The organism is Alcanivorax sp. DG881, from assembly GCF_000155615.1.
In the GTDB taxonomy this organism is placed as follows: Bacteria; Pseudomonadota; Gammaproteobacteria; order Pseudomonadales; family Alcanivoracaceae; genus Alcanivorax.
Map to the genome: position 1 here is coordinate 1,085,379 of NZ_DS989915.1, position 24,314 is coordinate 1,109,692.

22 protein-coding genes are annotated in these 24,314 nt (G+C 55.6%); 8 read left to right on the forward strand and 14 right to left on the reverse strand.

All coding sequences use genetic code 11. The annotated features are described in order from the left end of the window. Positions 1–62: 62 nt before the first annotated feature. The 4 genes from ADG881_RS04855 to ADG881_RS04870 all read right to left on the reverse strand — a co-directional run bounded on the left by ADG881_RS04855 (position 63) and on the right by ADG881_RS04870 (position 2,978). A complete protein-coding gene (locus ADG881_RS04855; RefSeq protein ID WP_007151488.1) occupies positions 63–527 on the reverse strand; it encodes a regulatory protein RecX in 465 nt (154 codons plus the stop codon). Next, a complete protein-coding gene (recA, locus tag ADG881_RS04860) occupies positions 520–1,554 on the reverse strand; it encodes a recombinase RecA (RefSeq protein ID WP_007149154.1) in 1,035 nt (344 codons plus the stop codon). Before recA ends, ADG881_RS04855 begins: the two co-directional genes overlap by 8 nt. A gap of 203 nt (positions 1,555–1,757) precedes the next feature. After that, the gene (locus tag ADG881_RS04865) at positions 1,758–2,252 is read right to left on the reverse strand and encodes a CinA family protein (RefSeq protein WP_007151337.1); all 495 of its coding nucleotides are present in this window, start codon (positions 2,250–2,252) and stop codon (positions 1,758–1,760) included. Positions 2,253–2,258: 6 nt separating this feature from the next. Then, complete coding sequence (locus tag ADG881_RS04870; protein WP_007149249.1) at positions 2,259–2,978, reverse strand: YebC/PmpR family DNA-binding transcriptional regulator; 720 nt, start codon at positions 2,976–2,978, stop codon at positions 2,259–2,261. A 225-nt stretch (positions 2,979–3,203) separates the two neighbouring features. On the opposite strand from ADG881_RS04870, the gene ADG881_RS04875 reads away from it, so the two are divergent. Further along, on the forward strand, positions 3,204–3,779 hold the full coding sequence (locus ADG881_RS04875) for a hypothetical protein (RefSeq protein ID WP_039926224.1): 576 nt from the start codon (positions 3,204–3,206) through the stop codon (positions 3,777–3,779). Positions 3,780–3,878: 99 nt separating this feature from the next. Here the strand turns inward: ADG881_RS04875 and ADG881_RS04880 are convergent, their stop codons facing one another. Beyond that, positions 3,879–5,234, reverse strand: a complete 1,356-nt coding sequence (locus ADG881_RS04880) for a wax ester/triacylglycerol synthase family O-acyltransferase (RefSeq protein ID WP_007151365.1) — start codon at positions 5,232–5,234, stop codon at positions 3,879–3,881. Positions 5,235–5,706: 472 nt separating this feature from the next. Here ADG881_RS04880 and ADG881_RS04885 point away from each other — a divergent pair, with 472 nt between their 5' ends. The 5 genes from ADG881_RS04885 to ADG881_RS17665 all read left to right on the forward strand — a co-directional run bounded on the left by ADG881_RS04885 (position 5,707) and on the right by ADG881_RS17665 (position 11,246). After that, a complete protein-coding gene (locus ADG881_RS04885) occupies positions 5,707–6,204 on the forward strand; it encodes a sigma-70 family RNA polymerase sigma factor (protein WP_232211687.1) in 498 nt (165 codons plus the stop codon). After that, complete coding sequence (locus tag ADG881_RS04890; protein WP_007150827.1) at positions 6,205–7,188, forward strand: FecR domain-containing protein; 984 nt, start codon at positions 6,205–6,207, stop codon at positions 7,186–7,188. It abuts the gene before it with no gap. Between the two features lie 104 nt (positions 7,189–7,292). After that, positions 7,293–9,773 (forward strand): TonB-dependent siderophore receptor, encoded by a 2,481-nt coding sequence (locus ADG881_RS04895; protein ID WP_007148850.1) that lies wholly within the window; start codon positions 7,293–7,295, stop codon positions 9,771–9,773. A gap of 289 nt (positions 9,774–10,062) precedes the next feature. Continuing rightward, complete coding sequence (locus ADG881_RS17660; RefSeq protein WP_198004993.1) at positions 10,063–10,713, forward strand: MFS transporter; 651 nt, start codon at positions 10,063–10,065, stop codon at positions 10,711–10,713. Further along, complete coding sequence (locus tag ADG881_RS17665) at positions 10,653–11,246, forward strand: MFS transporter (RefSeq protein WP_198004994.1); 594 nt, start codon at positions 10,653–10,655, stop codon at positions 11,244–11,246. Before ADG881_RS17660 ends, ADG881_RS17665 begins: the two co-directional genes overlap by 61 nt. An 898-nt stretch (positions 11,247–12,144) precedes the next feature. Here the strand turns inward: ADG881_RS17665 and ADG881_RS04905 are convergent. From ADG881_RS04905 to ADG881_RS17670, 5 genes are all read right to left on the reverse strand, one after another. Continuing rightward, positions 12,145–12,969 (reverse strand): metal-dependent hydrolase, encoded by an 825-nt coding sequence (locus tag ADG881_RS04905; protein WP_007150771.1) that lies wholly within the window; start codon positions 12,967–12,969, stop codon positions 12,145–12,147. Between the two features lie 69 nt (positions 12,970–13,038). Further along, a complete protein-coding gene (locus tag ADG881_RS04910; RefSeq protein ID WP_007151087.1) occupies positions 13,039–14,316 on the reverse strand; it encodes a trans-acting enoyl reductase family protein in 1,278 nt (425 codons plus the stop codon). Positions 14,317–14,354: 38 nt separating this feature from the next. Then, positions 14,355–16,124, reverse strand: coding sequence for an NAD(P)/FAD-dependent oxidoreductase (locus tag ADG881_RS04915; protein ID WP_156790343.1), 1,770 nt, complete (start codon positions 16,122–16,124; stop codon positions 14,355–14,357). 127 nt (positions 16,125–16,251) lie between these two features. Beyond that, the gene (locus ADG881_RS17330; protein ID WP_007150364.1) at positions 16,252–17,277 is read right to left on the reverse strand and encodes an AraC family transcriptional regulator; all 1,026 of its coding nucleotides are present in this window, start codon (positions 17,275–17,277) and stop codon (positions 16,252–16,254) included. Continuing rightward, positions 17,277–17,426: a hypothetical protein gene (locus ADG881_RS17670; RefSeq protein WP_198004995.1), complete on the reverse strand. Its 150-nt coding sequence runs from the start codon at positions 17,424–17,426 to the stop codon at positions 17,277–17,279. The genes ADG881_RS17330 and ADG881_RS17670 overlap by 1 nt, the downstream gene beginning before the upstream one ends. Before the next feature lie 171 nt (positions 17,427–17,597). Between ADG881_RS17670 and mutS the strand changes: the two genes are divergently transcribed. Next, complete coding sequence (mutS, locus tag ADG881_RS04925; RefSeq protein WP_039926231.1) at positions 17,598–20,153, forward strand: DNA mismatch repair protein MutS; 2,556 nt, start codon at positions 17,598–17,600, stop codon at positions 20,151–20,153. A gap of 342 nt (positions 20,154–20,495) precedes the next feature. Further along, entirely contained in the window at positions 20,496–20,819 is a 324-nt protein-coding gene (gene fdxA, locus ADG881_RS04930; protein ID WP_039926233.1) for a ferredoxin FdxA, read from the forward strand. A 605-nt stretch (positions 20,820–21,424) separates the two neighbouring features. Here fdxA and ADG881_RS04935 read toward each other — a convergent pair. From ADG881_RS04935 to arsS, 4 genes are all read right to left on the reverse strand, one after another. After that, the gene (locus ADG881_RS04935) at positions 21,425–21,769 is read right to left on the reverse strand and encodes an Hpt domain-containing protein (RefSeq protein ID WP_039926235.1); all 345 of its coding nucleotides are present in this window, start codon (positions 21,767–21,769) and stop codon (positions 21,425–21,427) included. Positions 21,770–21,880: 111 nt separating this feature from the next. Continuing rightward, positions 21,881–22,507: a TIGR04282 family arsenosugar biosynthesis glycosyltransferase gene (locus ADG881_RS04940; protein ID WP_007149449.1), complete on the reverse strand. Its 627-nt coding sequence runs from the start codon at positions 22,505–22,507 to the stop codon at positions 21,881–21,883. Then, a complete protein-coding gene (locus ADG881_RS04945) occupies positions 22,504–23,190 on the reverse strand; it encodes a TIGR04283 family arsenosugar biosynthesis glycosyltransferase (RefSeq protein ID WP_007149475.1) in 687 nt (228 codons plus the stop codon). The genes ADG881_RS04940 and ADG881_RS04945 overlap by 4 nt, the downstream gene beginning before the upstream one ends. After that, the gene (gene arsS / locus ADG881_RS04950; protein WP_007150154.1) at positions 23,187–24,143 is read right to left on the reverse strand and encodes an arsenosugar biosynthesis radical SAM (seleno)protein ArsS; all 957 of its coding nucleotides are present in this window, start codon (positions 24,141–24,143) and stop codon (positions 23,187–23,189) included. Before arsS ends, ADG881_RS04945 begins: the two co-directional genes overlap by 4 nt. Positions 24,144–24,314 lie beyond the last annotated feature (171 nt).

Genomic DNA, 24,314 nt, shown 5'->3' on the forward strand with positions numbered 1-24,314 from the left:
AGCGCAGTGGCAGGGATTCGGTTCACTCCGCGTTTTAGCGAACACCCCGGAACAAGCAGCGATCAGTCCAAATCGTCTTGCGGGACGTCCAGCGCCGCAAAACTTTGTTCGGCATCAAACCCCCTGCTTTGCAGAAAGCGCAGCTGTTTGGCCTTTTCTTTCTGGTCAGTGGGGTAGTGCCGAAAGCGTCGGGCGCGAACCTCTCGGGCCAGGGCAAACCAGTCTACCTCCGCATTCTCCAGCGCTTCGGCGATCCAGTCGTTTTGCACACCTTTGAGCTGAAGTTCCTGGCGAATACGCAAGGCGCCCTGGCCGCGCTCAATGCGGGCACGCACAAAAAAACCGGCAAAGCGCCGGTCATCAATAAAGCCGTGTTCTTCACACCAGGCGAGCACGGCGGCCAGCGCCGGCTGGTCACCCAGCCGCTGCTGCAGCTTGGTGACCAGTTCGCGACGGGCATGATCGCGCCGGGCCAGCAGGGCAACCGCCCGCTGGCGCAGCTCGGCCTCCGTCAGCGGCTCACTCATCGTCAGCCGCAGCTTCCTCTTCCACCGGCGCTTCAGCGGTGGGGTCCGGCAGCAAGCGCGCCCGGATTTCCGTCTCGATTTCTTCGGCAATGGCCGGGTTCTCACGCAGGTACTCACAGGCATTCTGCTTGCCCTGGCCGATCTTGTCGCCCTTGTAGGCGTACCAGGCGCCAGACTTGTCTACCAGGCCCTGCTGTACACCCAGATCCAGCACTTCGCCTAGCTGGTTGATGCCCTGTCCGTAGAGAATCTGGAACTCGGCCTGACGGAACGGCGGGGATACCTTGTTCTTGACCACTTTCACACGGGTTTCGTTACCGGTGACTTCGTCCCCTTGCTTCACTGCGCCGATACGGCGGATGTCCAGGCGCACGGAGGAGTAGAATTTCAGCGCATTACCGCCAGTGGTGGTTTCCGGGTTACCGAACATTACGCCAATCTTCATGCGAATCTGGTTAATAAACACCACCAGGGTATTGGCGTTTTTCACATTACCGGTAATTTTACGCAGCGCCTGGCTCATCAGACGGGCCTGCAGACCCACGTGAGTGTCGCCCATCTCGCCTTCAATTTCCGCTTTCGGCACCAGGGCGGCCACGGAATCCACGATAACCACGTCCACTGCACCGGAACGTACCAGCATGTCGGTGATTTCCAGCGCCTGCTCACCGGTATCCGGCTGGGAAACGATCAGATCATCCACGTTCACACCCAGCTTTTCCGCGTAATCCGGGTCCAGCGCGTGCTCCGCGTCCACAAAGGCACAGGTGGCGCCTTTTTTCTGGGCCTGGGCAATCACGCTCAGGGTCAGGGTGGTTTTACCAGAGGATTCAGGGCCGTAGATTTCCACGATCCGCCCCTTCGGCAACCCGCCAATACCCAGGGCTACATCCAGCCCCAGTGAACCGGTGGAGATGGACGGCATGCGCTCGCGCTTGCGATCGCCCATGCGCATGACGGAACCTTTGCCGAATTGGCGCTCAATCTGTGACAGTGCGGCGGACAGCGCCTTACCTTTATCGCTCATTGTGACCCCTCTCCGTTTTCGGCGCGTCACTCATTGACGCCAACCGTATCTGATCTGTCTTATCTGGCCTTTCGACCAGTGCTGACAATATGGACAGTATTATGAACAGCATTGGCAGCCCATTGCAACCTCCCTGTTTCTGTCCAGATCGCTGTTACCGTAACCCCGCCTCGGCAGGGTCAAGATGAATAGCCCGATTGTGGCTACTTGAGGCGGGCATTCAAGCCCAGTATGGCTTCGAGGATGGCTTGCTGACGGACGGCATTGCGGTCGCCGTCAAACTGGAAGCGGCGCGCCTCGGCATAGCCCAGCTTCTGGCCCCAGGCAATCCAGACCGTTCCCACGGGCTTGTCCGGGGTTCCACCGTCAGGCCCGGCAATGCCAGTCACCGCCACGCTGACATGGGCACCGGAGTGACTAATCGCGCCACGCGCCATTTCCAGCGCGGTCGCCTCGCTGACGGCACCGAATCTGTCCAGCGTAGACTGCGACACGCCCAGCATCGACAGCTTGGCCTCGTTGGAATACGTCACGAATCCCCGGTCAAACCACGCCGAGGCACCGGCGATACCGGTCAGGGTTTCCGCAATGCCCCCGCCGGTGCACGACTCCGCGGTGGTCAACAGCAACCGCTGTTGCGCCAACGAACCGGCCAGGGCCTGTGCGGCGGCGAGAATCTCTTCGTCACGAATTGGCATGTGCGACTAACCCAGATCCACGTTGTGATACACGTTCTGCACGTCGTCCAGATCATTCAGCATCGCCATGAATTTGTCGAACATCTCCATATCTTCGCTACTGATGGTGGTGTAGCTCTGCGGGACAAACTGGATTTCATCCACGTCGAAGTCCAGTTCACCGAAGGCTTCCGTCAGCGCCTGCTTGGCCTTGAAGTATTCCGTATTGGGCGTGAAGACGGTCAGTGTGCCGTTGTCATCTTCGATCTCGCTGACATCCACATCGGCGTCCATCAGCGCTTCCAGCACCGCATCTTCGTCCGCATGGGCAAAGACGAAAATGGCCACGTGATCGAACATGTGACTCACTGTGCCTTGTGTGCCGATCTTGCATTTGGTCTTGGTGAAGGCCATACGCACATCGCCAAAGGTACGGTTCGGGTTGTCCGTCAGGCATTCGATCAACGCCATGCAACCACCCGGGCCATAACCTTCATAGCGAGCCGGAGAGTAATCCTCGCCACCACCGCCTTTGGCTTTCTCGATGGCCTTGTCGATCACATGGCCGGGCACCTGATCCTTTTTGGCGCGGTCAATCAGGCTGCGCAACGCCAGATTCGCCGAGGGATCCAGGCCGCCGGATTTCGCACTGACATAAATTTCCCGACCATAACGGCTGTATACCTTGGCTTTCATATCCGAGGTTTTCGCCATGGACTCTTTACGGTTTTGGTAGGCGCGGCCCATACGAATCTTGCTCCAGAGAGGTTGGTTGCCGGGTATTTTAGGGGAAGATGGAGGCAAGAAGAACAAGGGAAGGAGCGAGAAAGCAGCGCACAGACCACAAGCTCAGCTTTTCTGGCAGGGCAAACGCGATGGGTGGCCTCACTCTACCTGGTAATTACTCGCCCATCCTCAAGCCATTTCCGCTATCCTCCCCTCCGCATAAATAAAATAAACAAGGACTTCACCGTGCACAGCCTTTATCGCATTGCATTCGCATCCGCCATTCTCTTTAGCCCATTAGCACAAGCCTCCGAAACCTTCGACTACGTCGACATCGGCTACTCCCTACAAAATACCGACTACTCCGGTTTCGGCGACAGCAGCTCCGGCACACTAAAGGCCAGCGCTTCGGCTTTCGGCTGGATCCATGCGCGCGGTCGTTACCACGCAGGGAATGTCCGGTTGCCGGAAAAAAACGCACAGCAAGAATCCTGGTCGGTGCTTGGTCTCGGCGTTCATTACCCGTTAAACGCCCAGACTGCGATTTTTCTGGGCTCGGACCACAACGAGCTTGAGCTGCAAAACGGTTCTACCGAGCGCGGTTGGTACCACCACATCGGGCTCAGACACGAATTCAACGATAAATGGCAGATCGGCCTCGAAATCGGCGAATCAGATGTGCTATTCCGTGATACCGCCTCGCTTATCGAAGCCATTTATAAAGTCACCCAGCAAGTTGGGCTATCTGCCACGCTGCGCGATTACGATGATCTGGACCTGACTGAATACGAGGTTGGCGTGCGCTGGTTCTTCCGGGACTAAAAGCGGCAAGGCCTGCATCACTGTTGAGTAGCGCCTACCCCGTAGGCAGCTACTCAACCGCAAGCCTTCCTTCCCGGCCCTAAGAAAACGGTTACCGAATCAACTTTCCAGTTCCGCCAGCGACTCTTCAAAGTAATCCAGAAAGCGCTGGATATGCGGCAGTGTATCGCGGCAACCGATAACACCGAACTCCAGGCTGTCCTTGTAGCTCACCACGGTGATGTTCAGCGCATAGCCATGCAGTACCAACGACACAGGGTAAGAAGCCAACATTTCAGCGCCGTTGAGATACAGCGGATCCTTGGGCCCTGGCACGTTGGAAATCACCAGATTGAACATGGGGCTTACCCGCCCGGACAAGCCCGTCACCTGGCCAAGCGACAGCGGCACATTAGTGAGTACGGTATAGACATCGATCTCGGATTTCTGCATATCGCCAAGCCGGGACTTCACCCCTTTCATGGAATCCTGAATGGCTGCCAGCCGGTTCAGCGGCTCGGCGATATGCGTTCCCAGGCTGACTTGCACGGTGGTAATCGCATTACCACCGTCGCCCGCCTGGTCCGCACTGCGCAACGACACCGGCACCTGAGCCACCAGCGGCTGGTCCGGTAACGCGTCCTGGCTCAACAGGTAACGCCGCAGGGCCCCGCCACACATGGCCAGAAACATATCATTGACGGTGCCGCCATGCTGTTTGGCCGCTGCCTTGATACGTGGCAGAGACCAGGACTGGGCCGCAAAGCGCCGGGCGCCGGTCACTCGCCGGTTGAGCTGGGTTTTCGGTGCCCGATAGATAGTCTTCACATTGCCGTCTTTGGGCTGTCGCAACAGGTCCACCAGCTGGCCACTGCCCCGGCGCAGGTTATTCACCGTGCCTTTCATACCCGTAGTTGCCGCAGGGGCACCACTGCTCTTTCTCGGTTTCTTCTCCGCATCCCATTCGCCAGACCAGGGCACCGGCAGGCGATCTTCGGCACTGTTAGCCAGACGCGACTGCATCAGGTACATACCCGCCACCCCGTCCACCATGGAATGGTGCATCTTGGTATAAAGGGCGAAACGGTTGCCTTCCAGCCCTTCAATCAGATAGCTCTCCCACAGTGGGCGACTGGGATCCAGACGCTGGGCGTGCAGCCGCGACACCAGCGCCAGCAGCTCGCGCACCCGCCCCGGGCGCGGCAAAGCGGAATGCCGCACGTGGTAATCGATATCAAAAGTCTTGTCTTCCACCCAGGCGGCATCCATGCGCATGGGCAAGCGCGACTGGATCTTCTGATTGAAGGGACGGCAGATTCCATTCACCTCCACCAGGTAGCGATAGATGCCTTCCATGTAATCCGCAGGCGCGTCCTCCGGAATCGCGAACAACGCCAGCCCACCTACATGCATGGGGGTCTCGCGGGTTTCCATCATCAGCCAGCCGGAATCCATAATGGACAATTTACGGGCCATTCTCCCTGCTCCTTATTGTTATTCGTGCGCTCACAGCCAGGTGCTCAAACACGCAGCTACAAACACCCTATCATCCGGTTTTTTCGCGGCAGAGCATTACCAGATTGGTTGCGTTTGGTTATCAACGGTCAATTGGGAGGATCGGAGGGCAGGATTGGCAGGCAACAACTTAAAAACAGCGGCCTTCTTTGACCAGGCTCGGACCAGCAACCCTGCATCCATGGAAAAATAAGAGCGTGAGCAATACAGAGGATAGAGTGCCCTGTCCGGCCAGCTTGCCCGCCCATTAAAGCGCTTGCGCTTGCCTTTGGATCATCAAAGTCAGAAAGGCCCCCAGCGTTGGACCTCCAAGCCAGCCAGCACTGAGCGCCCGACATTGTAATGATATCTATTCTCATTTATGCTCGCCGCTTATCATTCGATCACTCAAGCTGGGGGCGGCCTTATGTCGGCGACAACAGGATCGCTGCCAGTGGAAACGCTGTACAACGAGAATCATGGCTGGCTCCAAAACTGGCTTAATCGCCGGGTCGGCTGCCCAGCCCTCGCTGCTGATCTGGCCCAGGACACCTTTGTCCGCCTGCTCGCCAATCCCCGCCCGCTGAACAATCTGAGCGCCGCCCGTAGTTATCTGCGTACAGTAGCGGGCCGCCTCTGCATCGACCTTTGGCGCCGCCAATCCGTGGAACAGGCCTGGTTGGAAGTTCTCGCTGCCCGCCCGGAAGCACTAAATATTTCCCCGGAAGAACACACGATCATCGTGGAAACCTTCTGCGAAATTGATGAAATGCTTCACCGTTTACCGGAAAAAATAGCGAAAACCTTCGTTCTCTCCCAAATCGACGGGCTCACCTACAAACAAATCGCGGCACAACTGAATGTCTCGGAGCGCACGATCAAAAGCTACATGGCCAAGGCAATGCTCGAGTGCATGCTAATCGAAGCCCGCTTCCATCATTCGGTGAGCTAAATGCCACAACCCGACCTGCCCGCCCATCACATACTGCAACAAGCCGCGCAGTGGTTTGCCACCATGCTCGACGAAGACGTGCGTCAGCAAGACCGGGACCAATGGCAGGCATGGCTGAATGCTCACCCGGAGCACCAGCGAGCCTGGCACTATGTGGAACAAGTAGGGCAACGCTTTCAGCAGGCGCAACAACAGGCCGGTACAACCGGCGCCAGGCAAATTATCCATGACACCCGCAGCAGCCGAATCACGCGTCGAACCCTTCTTGGCAGTGGCCTTGCGAGCGTGGCAACCTGGCTGATCTGGAGCCAGACAACACTGCCAGGTACGGCCCGCCAGCTGGCCCATACCCTGTCAGCGGATTACCGCACCGCCACCGGCGAACAACGCCAACTGACACTCAGTGATGGCGGGCAACTATGGCTCAACACCGCCACCGCCGTGGATATCAGCTACACCGATACGATCCGTCACATCAAACTGAGGGACGGCGAAATCCTCATTGAAACAGCCAAAGACGCCCTCGCGCGCCCCTTCGTGGTGACCACACTGCAAGGCAGCTTGCGCGCCCTTGGCACCCGTTTCAGTGTGCAGCAGAGGGACGCAAATACGCAGATATCGGTCTATGAAGGCGCCGTGGAAATCAACGCCACCACCGGCCAACGCCTCACCCTGCAAGCCGGCGAGCAGACCTCCTTCACCGCCAGCGCAATAGCCAAGCCCCACAAGGCGCAACATTCACGTGTCGCCTGGCAACAGGGCCTGATTGTCGCAGACAACATCTCACTTCAAGAGCTGGTGGAGGAGCTGAGCCGGTATCGCCACGGCTATCTGGCAGTGGATGCATCGGTAGCCAACCTGAAAGTGATGGGCACTTACCCCATCGACAAGCCCGACCACACGTTGACCATGCTGGAAAATGCTCTACCGATACGCACCCGCCGCGTGCTGCCGTGGTGGGTAACCCTGGAACCCGATCACTGACATTTTCCAATTACAAAAAAATGCCGATTCAGGCTTCCCCTTTTTCACTCCCACCCGTGTAAAGGAAAGAACGAGAAATTTCACCGATTGAGGGAGTCTTGAAAATGCCCGCTGGCAAACCGTATCAGACCACCGATTTACCGCATAAAACTGGCCCTGCAAGGCGGGCTTCTCGCCTGACAGGCACCGGGCTACTCACCGCCATCACGCTGGCAGGCCCCTTGCTGTGGGCCCAACCTGCCGCCGCACAAAACCAGGCAGAGTCGCAAGCCCGTACCAGCTTCAATATTCCCGCTGGTGCTCTTTCCAGCGCCTTGAACCGTTTTGCAGCACAAACCGGGCTTTATCTGGCGGGCGCGGGAGAACTGACACAGGGCAAAAAAAGTAACGGATTAACCGGGGAATATACGGTTCACGAGGGGCTGCAGCAGTTACTTACAGGCTCGGGAATCCGTTTTCAGTTTTCCGGCAGCAATACGGTGACGCTGACGCAAGCCACAGACAACGCCGTCACTCTGGCGCCGGTCACCGTCAATGCAGAAGGAATCGGTGAGTCCGCTTACGGGCCGGTAGAAGGGTTTACCGCAAAACGAAGCGCGACAGGCTCGAAAACGGACACCCCGATTCTGGAAATCCCTCAATCCATTTCGGTAATCACCGCCGATCAGGTCAAGACCACCGGCGCCACCACGCTCAAGGAAGCGTTGAGCTACACCCCCGGTGTCAGCGCTACGCCCTGGGGTAACGACTCGCAATACGACTGGGTCTACCTACGAGGTTTTGACGCCTATTCCCCAGGTTTCTATCAGGATGGCCTGCAATTACGCAATAGCGGGAACTGGGCTGTGTGGCAAACCGAGAATTACGGCATCGAACGCATTGAATATCTGCGAGGCCCATCCTCCGTATTGTATGGACAGAACTCCGCAGGCGGCTTGATCAATGTGGTCAGCAAGCGGCCGACTCAAGACCCGATTCGTGAAATCAGCGCCCAGATTGGCACAGACAATCGCAAGCAAATTGCCACCGACCTGTCAGGGCAAGCAGACGATGATGGCAAATGGCTGTACCGGTTGACCGCCCTGAAACGGGATGCCGACCTGTCCGTCGGTGATGATCTTCCCAATGACCGGAGTTACATTGCACCCTCACTGACCTGGCGCCCCTCCAACGACACCCAGTTAACGTTGTTGGCCGAATATCTGGACATGAAAGTGGCCTCCAACTGGAGCAACTTCCCCCTGGAGGGCACCTTGCTGTCCAATCCGAATGGCGACATCCCCGCCTCCACATTCTGGGGGGAGCCGAATTTCAGCCGCTACAACCAGAAACAATGGATGATCGGCTACTTGTTCGAGCACCACCTCAACGACATCTGGACCCTTCGTCAGAACGCTCGCTACGGGGAGTTCGATACCGACTATCAAAGTTTCTATAGCCCACGTTTTGTTACCGTCAATGCCGGAGACCCCGGCGCCCCCGAGAATTTCCGCCTGCTAGACCGCACACCGTTTGGCAGTGACGAATCCGCCAGCCAGCTCACTCTGGACAACCAGGTAGAAGCCCACTGGCGCTCCGGCCGCTGGCAGCACACACTATTATTGGGGCTGGATTACCAGCGCTCCGATTTTGATGTCACCGCTTACTGGGGTGGCGCAGTCGATCCCATTGATGTCTTCAACCCGGTCTATGGCTCGCCAGTCACGTTAACCGCATCACCGTTCATCGACGCCAACACCGTACTCAAACAGACCGGCTTTTATCTCCAGGATCAGATCAAGTTCGACGAACACTGGGTACTCGCCCTTGGCGGCCGTTTTGACCGCGCCGTCATCGAAAACGATGACCAATTGACCAACTCAAACGACAAACAATCCGATGAACATTTTAGCGGTCGCGCCGGGTTGGTTTACCTTGTAGGGAACGGCCTCGCGCCCTACATCAGTTACTCTGAATCCTTTTCTCCAACGGCAACAATCAATCCTGCCACTGGTAACCCCTTTGATCCTGAAACCGGCCGACAATACGAAATGGGCATGCGCTACCAGCCGCCAGGCGCCAGTAGCACCTACAGCATTGCGGCATTCGATCTGGTGAGGCAAAACTACGTCACCTACGATACAGGCTTTGCCCCCCGCAACACCGGTGAAGTCACCGTTCGCGGTATCGAACTGGAAGCCGTCGCAGAAGTGCTGCCCAATACAAACCTCAAGGCCGCGTACAGCTGGACCCCGGAAGCCGATGTCACCGACAGCGCCAACCCAAGCGAAATCGGCAAGCGTTCCTTCAACTACGCCGAGCACCAGTTCTCGTTATGGTCTGACTACACGTTTGGTTTTGGTTTGAAGCTTGGCGCGGGAGCCCGCTATACGGGATCAACCTATGGTGCCAATGAAGAAGCACCAGCAAAAATTCCCGACTATACGTTGATCGATGCGCTGATCGGTTATCAAACCGGCCCCTGGGAACTAGCCGTTAACGCCCGCAACCTGACCAATAAAGAATATCTTTCCAACTGCAATGACTCAGAATGTTATTACGGAGAAACACGGAGCGTTATCGGCACGGTTAACTATCGCTGGTAATAACCGTTAGTCGAAATATCGGGGTACGCACGGCGAGCCAGCATCAGCCCAAGAGCTGATTTTTTCAGGCAATGGCCGAACCGGCGCGTGTCCCCGATTACTCGATTACTGCACACATGGACTTCGCGATACCTCCTAACGTCGCAAAGGGTGATTTTCATTCAATCCGGAAATGTACCTCTTTATTTTTAAGATGATGATAATCATTACCTATACAATCGATAGCAAAAGTACCCTTCGCGCCTGCTGACAACGAAGGCTACCTCCATCACCGGAACAGTAATGGATCATGAAGCAAATCATTTCTCCCGCGGTGTCCACAGGAACAACGTTCAGTCTTCGCCCTCTACTATTTGAAACCTTCACCTGCACCATGGCGATGATGGCTTTCGTCGCGTTGGCGGGCCCGATTGCACGAACACTTTCCCTCGCCCCCTGGCACGTTGGGTTGGCGATGACTGTCGGCGGCCTGGCATGGATTACTACGGCGCGGTGGTGGGGGCGGCTCAGTGATCAACGGGGACGCCGCACGGTGATGCTTTCCGGGCTCACCGGTTTCGCGATTAGCTATCTACTACTATGCCTGTTCATCGACACCGCCTTAAACACCCTGCTGCCAGCATGGGTGGCATTGGCCGGTCTGGTCCTCGGGCGCGGCTTCGTCGGGTTATTCTACGCGGCAGTGCCAGCAACATCAGCCGCTCTGGTAGCCGACCATGTGGAACCCGAACACCGTGCGGGAGCCATGGCTACATTGGGGGCTGCCAGCGGTGCGGGCATGGTGCTGGGTCCAAGTTTGGTCGGACTGTTTTCACCCTTGGGATTGAGCCTACCTCTATACATCACCGCTGTGTTACCGATTCTGGCCCTGCTCGCCTTGTGGAAGCTACTGCCCCGCTTGGAACACCATGCGCCACCACACACCACACCGCCCGCCTGAATGATCCACGCCTGCGCCTGCCCATGCTGGTGGCCTTCAGTGCGGCCATCGCGCAGGTCACCGTGGGCTTCTTTGCCTTGGACCGGCTCGCTCAAGAACCGGGTGCCGCCGCCCAGACAGCAGGGATCGCCCTGGCAATCGTTGGTATCACGCTGGTGCTATCACAGAGTGCTCTAACAAAGCTGGCATGGAAACCGACACGTCTGATTCGCACTGGAGCCATTGTCGCCGCTATAGGTTTTGGCGCTACTGCACTAGCGTCAACGATCTGGGGGCTGTGGCTCGGCTTTGCTATCGCCGCAGCCGGGATGGGCTGGGTTTACCCGTCCGTGTCGGCGCTGGCAGCCAATGCGGTGGAAGCCCATGAGCAAGGCGTCGCCGCCGGCACCATCACCGCCATGCAAGGGCTGGGGGTTGTTCTCGGCCCCATTGCCGGCACTCTCGTGTACAGCATGTCGGTAAGCGCGCCTTATCTGATGGTAGCGGCATTACTGCTCGCCGTGGGACTGGCAACGACTGCGACAAAACCGTGAGGCAGCTCATGAAAAACCACTTACAGCGCTGGATGAAACACAAAGGCCTAACCCCCAGAATATAAAGATAATTGATAACCTGGACGTGCACGCATAGCGCATGGATCAAGCGTCGTAACCATGGGAATCGGGTCAAGGGACTTGGGTCTCTACCCCGTTTACTGCGAACACTTCTGAAAGACAGCAGCATCTTGGCACACCCCCACCACTATTCCCCTTGACCAGGTAGCACTGTATACCAAGCATTGATAACCGCAGAACGCGCAGCATCCGAACCCCGAATCCTTCACCGCCTCACGGCCGTGAAGATCTCCCATGATTCCTTTTCCCAATCCCTTTATGATGGCCGACTTTAACCATGATGCATTCCCCCGGAGGACCTGTGAGCGCGGACCTGAGACAGTATACGTCGGTGATGCACAGGTGTGTTTAGGCTGATTTAGCCGACCCTTATCGCTATCACTCGGTCGAAAAGCCTTACATTCCCAGGACTGTAGAGGATTATTCAACATGAGAGGGCCAGCCACTCCAGAAAGCCAACTAGGCTGTGCAAGAAGACTAGCTGAATACTCCCCATTCATCTCCTCAATGGAAGGTGCGTCTAGCTCACCAAAAAATCCACTAGTTCACAAGCAGGCAAACCAGACACCTTTTGGACAGTGCCGCCTCTAATTAGCAGCACCCATGTTTACATCTCATTCATCATTCTTTCCTACATATTCCACACAGCCCATTTTTTTATTATTTACTCTTAACCAACTTCTACTTATTGAAGGGCTGCCAAGGAATTTTGGCCGGTCTGCGTTGCCAAAATACAAGCATGACCTCAAAAACCTCCATAAACTGACAAACATTGCTCGACCAATACAGACTTAATTAACTAACGCAGAATTCAAAATCAGCTAATTCCTATCATTTTTTTGGTTTTATCAACCAGCATATCGTCATTGTAATCATCCGGATGAAACCCAGGACGAAGATAGGCTAAAAATTTTGGCGCAAAACGCACATAACTTCTCAAAGCAAACGGCAAGAAACGTCGATATGAATTCATATTTAAAAGCTGCCCATCCCTTTTCATGAGAACAAAAGCATAAACCAAGGAAACCACGGTGATAGTAGACAGACTTAATACATACATGGAAACTCTGGAAAAGTACGACGTCCATCCCTTTCCATAAAGGTATTCGTACATGTCGTAGGCCACAGATTTATGCTCGGTTTCCTCGATACTATGCCACAGCCACAAATCCCTAACGTTTTTATCATCCATCATTTCATGGATATCTTTCATCATCTCCACAACAAGGACAGCCGTATAGTGCTCCAGAGCCGTTGTTATAAGAAGCTGTGACTTTTCACTAAAATTACGTTCCATAAACCCCAGTATTTTTCCGGTCCAAGCCTCCAGAGATTTAGGGTCCAGGCCATGCTTTTGTGCACTGACATGGAATGCTTCGTGTTCACGAGAATGCATTGCCTCCTGACCGATAAAAGCGCCTATACGACTATCAAGTTCTTCATTTCCCCTTACTCTCGCTCTTAATTTCCTGACAGACCGAACAAAAAAAGCCTCCCCTTCAGGAAAAAGCGTTGACAGCCCTGTAAAATAATGAGTAAAGAGAGGGTCACGGTTAAACCAATACTTGGGGATATCAGCAAAACCGAAATCTGCATTCCTGACCGGAATATCCGGGTGTTTACCTGTTTGAGAGTATTTCATGGCTCGCCTTTTTATGTTGATTAACGCAGCCGCCTTATTAAGCGGCGCCACTAATTTTCGAGTCTTCCATTAGTGCAATTCGGTTACATTTAGCTCAAAACCTGCGTCTTGGAGGCGTTTTGTCAAAATCGCTCCCATAGCGACGGCTGGAGTCAAGACTCCAAACCTTTTCGGAAGGCGATCTCTATCAAGCGCTAATGCCAATGCACTCTCACCAAGCATGACTGCAGTGCCGACATACCCAGGATCACCTTTGACGGTGACCTGAGACCGGTATCTTCTACCTGCCGTGCTCTTGGTGAACGTTTGCGTGACGAGATACCCTTTTTCCTGACTTTCTCTACTCGGACCATCACCGGGTTTCGGAAGAATCTTGTCCAGGACCCAGCGAGTTGGACCGAAACCCATTGCACTTGCAAATGCGGTTGTCGCCGCATAAACACTTTTTGCTGCGATACCTGATATCCCTGGGATACTCGTTATCGCCATGGTTTCTGCGTAATGGAATCCATCGCCATAAGCATTTCCCAGTAATGCGTTCGAACGCCTAACGATACGGGTGTTATACGACGCCATAAGAAACGGGGCCAAAGTCCCTCTAAGCGATGGATCCACCCGTTTTCCTCTGATAATTGAAAGGTCACTGGGCTCAAGAGATGCCGGAATATCAGGGGTAATGCCAGGGCTTCCAGATAGCGCATGCGGATTGGTAACTAACTGTTGAATAGCAGGGTCTTCGGACTGATCAGTGAGGACCCGCAAGGTATCGACACTACCGCCGGAGGCCCCACCTCTCATGGATTTCACGACCATCGTTGTATCAGTCAACGCACCAGCTCCATCACGGCGCATACGCTCATATAGCAAGTGAACACCGAGGTCTGATGGCACTGAATCCAATCCACAGGAATGAACGATGCGGGCCCCTGTCTGCTCGGCTATCTCATGCGCCTCCTCAATCGCAAAGTGAACAAACGGCACCTCGGCAGTTAGATCAACATAGTCCGTACCCGCTTTCGCAGCAGCGAGTAACAGTGGTTTTCCGTAGCGAAGATATGGCCCTACAGTCGTACATATCACTCTCGTACGGGATACCAAGGAGTCCAGTGAACGCTGCGTATTGGCATCGGCAACAATTAGCGGCCAATTCTGGGCCGCATCAGGAAGTCCTTTCCTTGCTTCAGCAAGACGAGACTCCGACCGGCCGGCCAACGCGACCCTTACACCTTGTGGTGCATGTTCTGCCAAATATTGGGCTGTCAAACTCCCTACGAAACCTGAGGCGCCGAACACCACCACATCAAATTCGCGCCCGTGTGCTGTAGCCTCTTGTGATTTATCATTCATATCAGTCACCTATCATTCTGCCGGATGTATCCCGCCAATTACGAGATCGCACTATTTTTACGACCTTTAGCCTCACGTTTTTTTCTTGCAGCCGAACCGCGACTCTCAAGAAGTGGGTCAAAGTCACTTGGCCATTGACGCATTCGTGATCGGTCTGCAATCATTTCACCGGATTGCATTTCTTTCAGAAGGTCACGTCCGGTGGCCACACTCGCGGCATGCACCCCACTCAATATTGAACCCACGGTTCCCGGCCCCCAGACAGTACTGGCTCCAGCTAACAACAGCCCTTTAATCTCCGTCTTGGTTCCAGGCCGGAAAGGCCCAATCTGGCGCCAGTTAGGCTGTAAGCCAAACGCACTACCACCACTGGTAAACGTGAATCTCTCCTGTGCAGCTGGCGTCCCCAGTTCAGCATCAATCACATTTAATGAAGAACCCGGATAGGCTTTTTCCATGCGCCGCGCAAAACCTTCGAGTATGATTTCCTTAACCTGTAAATATTTTTTACTATCGCGATATTCTCCACTGGAAACATCTAATCCTTTAATCCCCCACATTGCAGGATCATAGGGAGCCAGTGATTGCACCTCTACTACTCCGTGTCCCAATGGAGCACTGCGCATATTGTCCGGATCTCGCCTAGTTGAGCACTGAACATAAGCTGGTTGATTAGCTGCATAATCCATTGCCCATTCAACTGGCTCTCTTCCCTTGGGCTTTAGCAATCGCTGGCCCATGTTCTTCAAGCTCATTAGTGATCCGGCATCATCCCAGCTAGGGATAATAAAATAGTTACTATTATCAGATTTCCTCAAATCCTGCTTTACACTAAAAAAGGCATTAATAAGGGGCGTGGACATTTTCATTCTATCCACTTTCTTAGCCATAGAATCCGTCATTCCGTCACGTCCAACGAGATCTTCATAGGTTCGCTTAATATCCCCTCCAGAGACAACAACAGGCGCCGACAATGCCTCACCACCTTTCAGCTTCACACCTTTTACCGCCCCACCTTCAACAATTATTTTTTCCACTTCTGTGTTAGTGAGAATCGTACCGCCATGACTTTCTATCACCTCTGCAAATCCTGCGGAGAACATCTGTCCTCCGCCCTTTGGATACCAGGCCCCGCCGCCAACATAGTCCTGAAGAAAGATTGCTGCCATACCAACTGGCAGTTCCAAAGGAGTTGATGCCAAGGCCCCATCCTGAACAGAAAGGGCGAGAAGTGTTTTAGGGTCGAAGCCGCAACTAGCAAGAAATGCGGCATGAGGCATCATAAAGAAGGGCATTGCCCAACCTACTTTTTTAGCCGCATCACTTGAACGTGCAAAGGCAGACCCCTGCCCCAAATTCATTGATGAACGATCGAACCCTTCACCAATTTTCCGCATTACCCTTATATAGAACCGAAGCTTCTTTTCATGTTTTGGGAAAGTTCGAATGAGAGAATCGAGATAAGCATCCCAGCCAGCAGGGACCTTGAACTCCAAATCTGGCCCCCGCACGGTATCAAAACCATTAGGGTCTAACTGCAGCCACTCTATCCGGTCATCAAGACCCAAACCTTGCATTACCGCAGGCACAGCCTCACCAGGACCGCACCCGCCCATGTAGTGCACCCCGCAGTCGTATTCCCACTGTTTTTTTCGGCGAAATACATGGGAGCTACCGCCTATGACGGTATGGCGCTCTATCAGCAACGTTTTCTTTCCTGCAGCAGCCAGACAGGCCGCACTACTCATGCCCCCGAGCCCGGCTCCAACAACAATGGCATCCCACCTACTATCAAGCTGATTTGACATATCTTTCTCTCCGTCGTTAGCGGCCATTCAATGCCACTTAAATCTTCACGGAGTCTAACCAGAGCATTCAGTGCATGAGCTGCCAACAATGTGCAGAAGGCGCCATTATTTTCTGTCGGCATTCTATTTAGGAGCGGCATTGACCCGGTGAAACGTCAAAATACCTTTTGAAAGCGCGAGAAAAGGAAGAAGGGTTTTTATAACCAGATTTATTGGCAACTGTGGAAATTGGCAAGCTTGTCGTTTGAAGAAGCCGCTTGGCGTACTCGAGTCGAGCCTGGTCCATCAAGAGCCTTATATGAGTATTTTCTTTTTCTAAGCGCCTATTTAGAGTCCTAGATGACATAAACAAGCGAAGAGCCATCTCTTCGCTTGTTAACAACTCACCCTCAACCAAAGCCTTCCGAATCAAATTCCGAACTCTATCTGAAACCGATTCAGAAACTCCATAACGATGTAATCGTTCCTCAAGGGTTTTTATAAGCGCAGAATGAGTAACGCGGTTAGCCGTTAACAAAGACTGCCGAAGAACTTGCTTACTCAGGGAAAAGCAATTTGTTGCTTGACCAAAATCAGGAACTTCGCCAAATATTTCACGATACGCCTGCTTGTCACCCTGAGGCTCATGGGAAAATGACAAACGCATCCTATAGCGGGTCTTATTGCTAGACTGCGGGGCATGCTGAGCAAAAAATGCCATATTTCTAAACAATCCCGCTTGTAACTCCGTTAAAACCGCATTACAGGTTTCTCCAAGATCATGCCGGCAGCGCATTTCCACTACGACTTTATTGCCGGAAGAATACTGATGGCAGTCAAAAAGAGTAAAGACCAACGGCAAAAACCGCACTCCTGTCTCCAACGCCTCTCCCAGAGTTGCCGCTGTCATCGAAGCGATGCCCACGTCACCAGCCGCCGTTACTGGCAAGTATCGTAACAGCTGTATCGACAGAGGCTCCTTCGGCGATTGACAGCTAGCCGCCGTCTCTATTAGATCTCGCAGCTCATTCAAGGTTAGATCACAGCATCCATCTTCTACCTTGCGGTCGACGATAAGCTCCGGTCTGACGGACTCGATGAAAGAATCCAAAACATCAACGATTGAGGCGGATAGACGAACACGAGGAGAAGGGCGCATATTTTCCAATATCATCAGGTTTTGTGCCTAAAACGTAACGCAACTTCATCAATAAGCGATTGACCGCCGCGAAAAACACCAAGCCTCTTGGGCATGCCGGCAAAATAATCGCTACCGTGGATTTGCCAGGTGGCTGTAACAAGGGCGGGGAACATTAATTTCATCTCCCCCGCTATCCGATCAACCTGCCTAACAACAGAGTCCCCGGCCGCTCCCTCTGCCCTATGAGCGACCCCATGATTCCTTCCTCCATTCCCTATATCATCCCCCTTTTGATTTCTACCACTGATACCCCCGGAGGAACCGTGAGCGCGGACCTGAGCCAACATACGCCGATGATGCAGCAATACCTCGGTATCAAGGCCGAGCACCCGGATCAGCTGGTGTTCTACCGCATGGGCGATTTCTACGAGTTGTTCTTTGGTGATGCACAGAAGGCGGCGCGGTTGCTGGACATTACCCTGACCCAACGGGGCCAGAGTGCCGGCAAGCCGATTCCCATGGCGGGGATCCCCTATCATGCGGCAGAGAACTACCTGGCGCGGCTGGTGAAGCTGGGTGAATCGGTGGCCATTGCCGAGCAGATCGGCGACCCCGCGCTGGCCAAGGGGCCGGTGGAACGCAAGGTGGTGCGCATTGTTACCCCCGGCACGGTGAGTGACGAGGCGCTACTGGAAGAACGCCGTGACAATCTGCTGTGCGCGGTTTTTGATCACAATAATCAGTATGGCTGCGCCAGCCTGGACTTGGCTGCCGGACGCTTTGTGGTCACTCAGGTAGAAGGCGCCGACCAACTGCAGGCCCTGCTGGAGCGCTGGTCACCGGCGGAGCTTCTGCTCAGCGAGGAACACGGCCTGCTAGGCCGCTGGGCCGAGCGCCCGGGCACCCGCAAACGCCCCGGCTGGGAGTTTGACGAAGACGCCGCCCGCCGCCAGTTGTGTCAGCAATTTCAGGTACAGGATCTGGCCGGTTTCGGTGAGCCAACCGCCGTGGCGGTCGCCGCTGCCGGCGCCCTGCTTGGCTATGCCAAGGAGACCCAGCGCGGTGAGCTGCCGCACATTACCGGCCTGGCCGTGGAGAGCTTTGACGACGCGGTGGCCATGGACGCAGCCACCCGCCGCAACCTGGAGCTGACCGAAACCCTGGACGGCCAGGAGCAGCACACCCTGGCCTGGGTGCTGGACAGCACCCAAACCGCCATGGGGGCGCGCCTGCTCAAGCGCTGGGTGCACCAGCCGCTGCGTAACCGCACCACGCTTACCCAGCGACAGGACCAGATCGACGCCCTGCGCCAGGGCTGGTGTTTCGAATCCGCCCGCGATGTGCTCAATGACATCGGCGACATGGAGCGTATTCTCGGCCGGGTAGCCCTGCGCTCCGCTCGCCCCCGCGACCTGACTCGCTTGCATGCCAGCCTGAAGGCGCTACCGCCGTTGATTGGCACTTTGCCCGCCGCCGACTGCTTCTTTGAGCTGATCGAGCGTATCGGCCAGTTTCCGAATCAGGTGGAATTACTGGGCACCGCGGTGATTGAAAATCCGCCCATGCTGATTCGCGACGGCGGCGTGATTGCCCCCGGTTACAACGAAGAGCTGGATGAGCTGCGCTCCATCAGCGAAAACGCCGGTGCTATTCTAGTAGACATTGAAACCCGCGAGCGCGAACGCACCCAGCTGTCCACCCTGCGGGTGAAATACAATCGCGTGCACGGCTATTACATCGAATTGTCACGCCGGGAATCGGACCAGGCGCCGGCGGATTACCAGCGCCGGCAAACCCTAAAAAATGCCGAGCGCTTTATCACCCCGGAACTGAAAGAGTTTGAAGACAAGGCCCTGTCTGCCTCCAGCAAGGCACTGGCCCTGGAGAAGCGTCTCTACGAAGCATTGCTGGAAAACGTGGCCGCTGACCTGCATGCCCTGCAACGTAGCGCCGCCGCCGTGGCCGAACTGGATGTGTTGGCCGCCCTGGCCGAGCGCGCCGAAGCGCTGAACTGGGTGCGCCCGCAACTGGTGGATGACGATGCCATTATCGAGATCGTGGATGGTCGCCACCCGGTGGTCGAGCAGGTGCTGGACGATGCCTTTGTGCCCAACAGCCTGCACCTGGATGACGCCCGCCGCATGGTGATCATTACCGGCCCAAACATGGGCGGTAAATCCACCTACATGCGCCAGACTGCACTGATCGCCCTGCTTGCCCATCTGGGCAGCTGTGTGCCTGCAGCCAGTGCCCGCATCGGCAGCCTGGACCGGATCTTCACCCGCATTGGCTCCTCGGATGACCTGGCCGGCGGGCGCTCCACCTTTATGGTGGAAATGTCCGAAACCGCCAACATCCTCAACAACGCCACCGCCCAGAGCCTGGTGCTGATGGACGAGATCGGCCGGGGCACCAGTACCTTTGATGGCCTGAGCCTTGCCTGGGCCGCCGCCGAGCACCTGGCGCGCAACCTCAAGGCGTTCACCCTGTTCGCCACCCACTATTTCGAGCTGACCCAGTTGCCGGAGCAACTGCCCGGCATCTATAACGCCCACCTCACCGCCAGTGAGCACGATAACCGTATCGTGTTCCTGCACCGCGTGCAGGAAGGCCCGGCCAGCCGTAGTTACGGTTTACAGGTGGCCCAGCTGGCAGGTGTACCGGCCAGTGTGATCCATGAAGCGGGCAATAAACTTCGCGAGCTGGAAGAAGGCAAACCCCTGGCGGCGTCCGCCTCTGCCGTGAACACCACGCCCGCCAGCACCACACCGTCGGCAGCAACGCCGGCCCAGGCCAGCCTTTTCAGTGAGCCCAGTGCCGTGGAGCACGCCCTCAAGGAGCTGGACCCGGATGATTTGACGCCGAAGCAGGCGCTGGAGGCACTCTACAAGCTGAGAGGACTGCTTTAGCGTTGCAGGAACGGCGCTGGGTTGGTGGCGCGACAAGCCCGGTGACGAGAAGCGAAAACCGTCAGGCTTTACCGTGTTTTCGGGTTTGCCTTTCGAAACTCGCTTCTCGCAATTCGACACTCTGGCTATCCGCAAGGCACAGAGCGCGACGCACCTGCAGGAGGGGCAACCGGCAAGTTGTCTTCTGATAACACTCTGGGCTATTACCTTATATCAACGCTGCGTTTGCCTGCCTCTGGGCATATCGCTAGACTAGCGCCACCCCAAGCGAGACCGTGCCTATTGCTGCTATAATCAGCCCTTGGCGCTGTACAAAATGAAGACACCTGGCGAGGACAGGATATGACGTTCGTAGTAGGTGAGAACTGCATTAACTGCAAACACACCGATTGTGTGGAAGTGTGCCCGGTAGACTGTTTCTACGAAGGCGAAAATTTTCTGGTCATCCACCCGGACGAGTGTATCGACTGTGCACTGTGTGAACCGGAGTGCCCGGTTAACGCGATCTTCTCGGAAGATGAACTGCCGGACGACCAGCAGGACTTCCTGGAGATCAACGCGGATCTGGCAGAGAAGTGGCCGAACATTACCGAAATGAAAGATGCGCCGGACGACGCTGAAGAGTGGGACGGTGTGCCGAACAAGCGGGAGAAGCTGGTCCGCTAAGCGCGGATCACTTTTCTCCAGGCAAAATAAAAGGGCGGCATCCTGCCGCCCTTTTTGCGTCGAGTCATCCTGACCCTTTTGCGCTCACCGCAACATCCCTGTACTGCATTCCTTGCAAATCCTTGTGCTCAATTCCCTGAAGCACGGAAACACTATATCAACCGTATTTTGCTCTGTGGGTAAAATAAATATTAAAAGTCTGGGTGAAAACCACACAAAACAGAAAAATAGCAGAAAAAACAAAAGGTTAGACTTTAAAGATTTGCTTTTGAACGCCAAAAACAGCAGAAAAAAACTGTTTTTTCCTACAGTCTTGTAAGAGATCTCTTACAAGCTCGTCCCACCGCACCAGACCCGCGCCCCAGAAGACTACATCCCGACGCCAAAAGGCGCCCAAGCTTTTACATTTCCTCACTGCTTTTTACAGCACGACGTCACACTTCTGGGTAGCATTAATTCTATGGAAAACGTGGTGTTACACAGCATCACCAAGCCAACCAGTATCCCCCCAAGGCGCTAGCAATAGCGCTCACAACCCCCCTCTTCCACCCCAATTTCGGAAGAGGGTTTTTTTTGCCTGAAATTTGCCGCTGCACGGCCCCATTTCACGCCAACGTGGCGTTTAACGCCGCACAGGCCTGCTGGAAATGTTGTTTCAGGGAGTGAATCAAAGCGGCCGCATTGGCAAGATCACCGCTGGAAGCCAACGTTTCCAGCTCCATACACAGACCTGCAACATGAATGGCCCCCAGGTTGCTGCTGCTGCCCTTGAAACTGTGCGCCTGGCTGCGCAGGGTATACGCATCGCCCCCCGCAAACGCCTGATCCAGCGCGGCCAGGCGTTGCTCGCCATCGCGCTGGAACGATTCGACCAGCATCTGAAAATCCTGGCCCATAATATCCTGCAATTCGGAAACGACCTCGACATCGAGGACCGATCTATCGTGCATCAACCTGCTCCGTCATCCTTTACGGCGGCTACCATAGCAGCTACAGAAACCCTGTTATGTGTTACAAGCTGGAAATTTAAGCAAGCACGGGCACCGCTGACACCCGTCAAATCAGGAAAAAGTGACAGACGGTAAAAGTCCGGATGAACGGGCCCGTGCCACATCGCCCGGCTCATCCACATCCCACAGGGGCGCCAACACCCCGGTTTGCTCCGGGGCAAAACAGGCCCGGCTGTCCTGTAACGCATGGGGACCACCGAAGCGCACGCCCCGAAAACGCCCAGAGGACCAGAGCGCTGCCCGGCTGCTGCCCAGCAGCACATAGCCACCGTCTTCACTGGCGCCGAACACCACAGGAGTGTGCCCCAGCGCATCCAGCGCCTGCTCGAAATAAGGCCGATCCAGCAGCAGGCAATCGCTGCCGATGAGCAAAACCCGGGAAGCGTGGCACAAGCCCTGTGATAACGCGCCAGCCATGCGTTCCCCCAGATCCTCACCTTCCTGCAAAAAACTGGACCAACCCCGTGCCGTTGCCTCCTGCTGCAACTGCGCATCCGGCTTGTCGAGCCACAGCTGCACATCACCGGGAAACGCCTCTGCGGCAGCAAACGTCTGCCACAGTAGCTGCCGATAAATCTGCAGGGCGCCATCGGCCCCGAAAGCAGGGATCAGGCGGGTTTTCACCTGACCGGCGTGCAGGGCGCGGGCGAAAATGATCAGCAAGGGCTTGTCGTTCACCCAGCATCCCCCCGGTAATACTCCCGGTGCAACGCTTCGGGGCTGGCCCCGCGCCAGTAACGAAAGCGCAGGGACCACATCAGCCAGATGGTGCGCCAGGCACCGTGGCGCTCCCAGCGCCGGCTGCTGGTGATCACCGGCGGGCGCAGGCACGCCGGGCGCGCCAGGGCACGCAAGCGGCGCGACAGGGCAATATCTTCCATCAATGGCTGCTCGGGAAACCCGCCCTGTTCACGAAACACATCCCGGCGCACAAACAGGGCCTGATCGCCGGTGGCGATCCCGGTAAGGCGCGAGCGCCAATTCATCATGAACGCGATAACCCGAAACAGCGGCCGGGGCTGACTCAGCCGAACGTCAAAACGCCCCCACAGGGTGCGACTGGCCAGGCTACCCAGCGCCTCGCGATGGCGGGCATTGAGCACCGTGTCCGCATGGATGAACCAGAGCCATACGCCCCGTGCGCATACCGCGCCGGCATTCATCTGAAAGCTGCGTCCCTGATCACTGGTGAGCACCGTATCGGCAAGCTGCCGCGCAATATCGATGCTGTGGTCGACACTCCCGCCGTCTACCACTATCAACTCATCATCGTCCGCCAGCGCCGTGCGTAGCCTTGTCAGCGACTCGGCCAGAGTGTCCGCCTCATTGAGCACCGGTACGATGACACTGACGCGGCTCATTCCAGCGAGCCACCACAGCTGCTTCCTGCGCCCGCCGTGCAACCAAAGCAGTGATCGGCCACATAAATCGGCTCGCCCTCAATGTCGTCTTTCAACAAGCTCGACAAATGCTGATGGCCCTCATGGTGACCTTGTGGCATGTCCAGCATCTGGTTGAAATCACAATCGTAGAGATAACCCTGATAATCCACGCTTACCATGGAGCGGCACATCAAGGCCGGCAGGGTCTCGCGATTGTAGCTGTCGCGCAGCAGCTGCATGTAGTCGTTGAACTGATCATGGGCCAGCAACACCGCACCGAAACGACTGATAGGCATGTTGGTAATCGTCAGCAGATGATTGAAGCGCAAACCGAAATGCGTCATCAATTCACGCTTGTAGTCAGCCTCCAGAGACGCCTGGGGAGGCGGCAGCGACGCGCCAGTGGGGTTATAAACAAGGTCAAGAACCTTGTCGTCCCCGTAGCCTTTCTCGTTCAGGCGGCGAATGGCTTCAAGGCTGCCCTGAAACACGCCCTTGCCCCGCTGCTTGTTCACGTTCTCTTCGGAATAACAGGGCAGAGACGCCACTACATGTACGTCGTGGTCAGCCAAAAACTGTGGCAAATCCTCGTAGCCCGACTCGAGCAGAATGGTGAGATTACAGCGGTCGATGACCTCCACACCGAGTGCATGGCATTCGCGCACCAGGTAGCGAAAGTGGGGATTCATCTCCGGCGCGCCGCCGGTCAGGTCGATCACCTTGATATCCCGCTTGCGGATGACCTGAAGAATCAGGTCGATGGTGGCCTTGTCCATCAGCTCGGTGCGGGTGGGGCCAGCATTCACATGGCAGTGCACACAACTCAGGTTGCACAGATACCCCAGGTTTACCTGCAACACGGAAGTGGCATGGCGACGCAGTGGCGGAAAATCCGTGCTGCTGCGCACCAATAAATCGTGGGTGTCCTGCATATTTCACCTGTTTCAATTTCCTTAATGCTATCAATTGGATGCAGGCTTGTCGCAAACGTTACGTGAAAGTGGCCGGCAAGATAGGAGCCGTGCAAGTAATGGCGCTCTTGTTTGCGGCGATGCCGTAGCAAGGATATAAAGGCAGGGCCAGCATGGTTTTTGTTGTAGGAG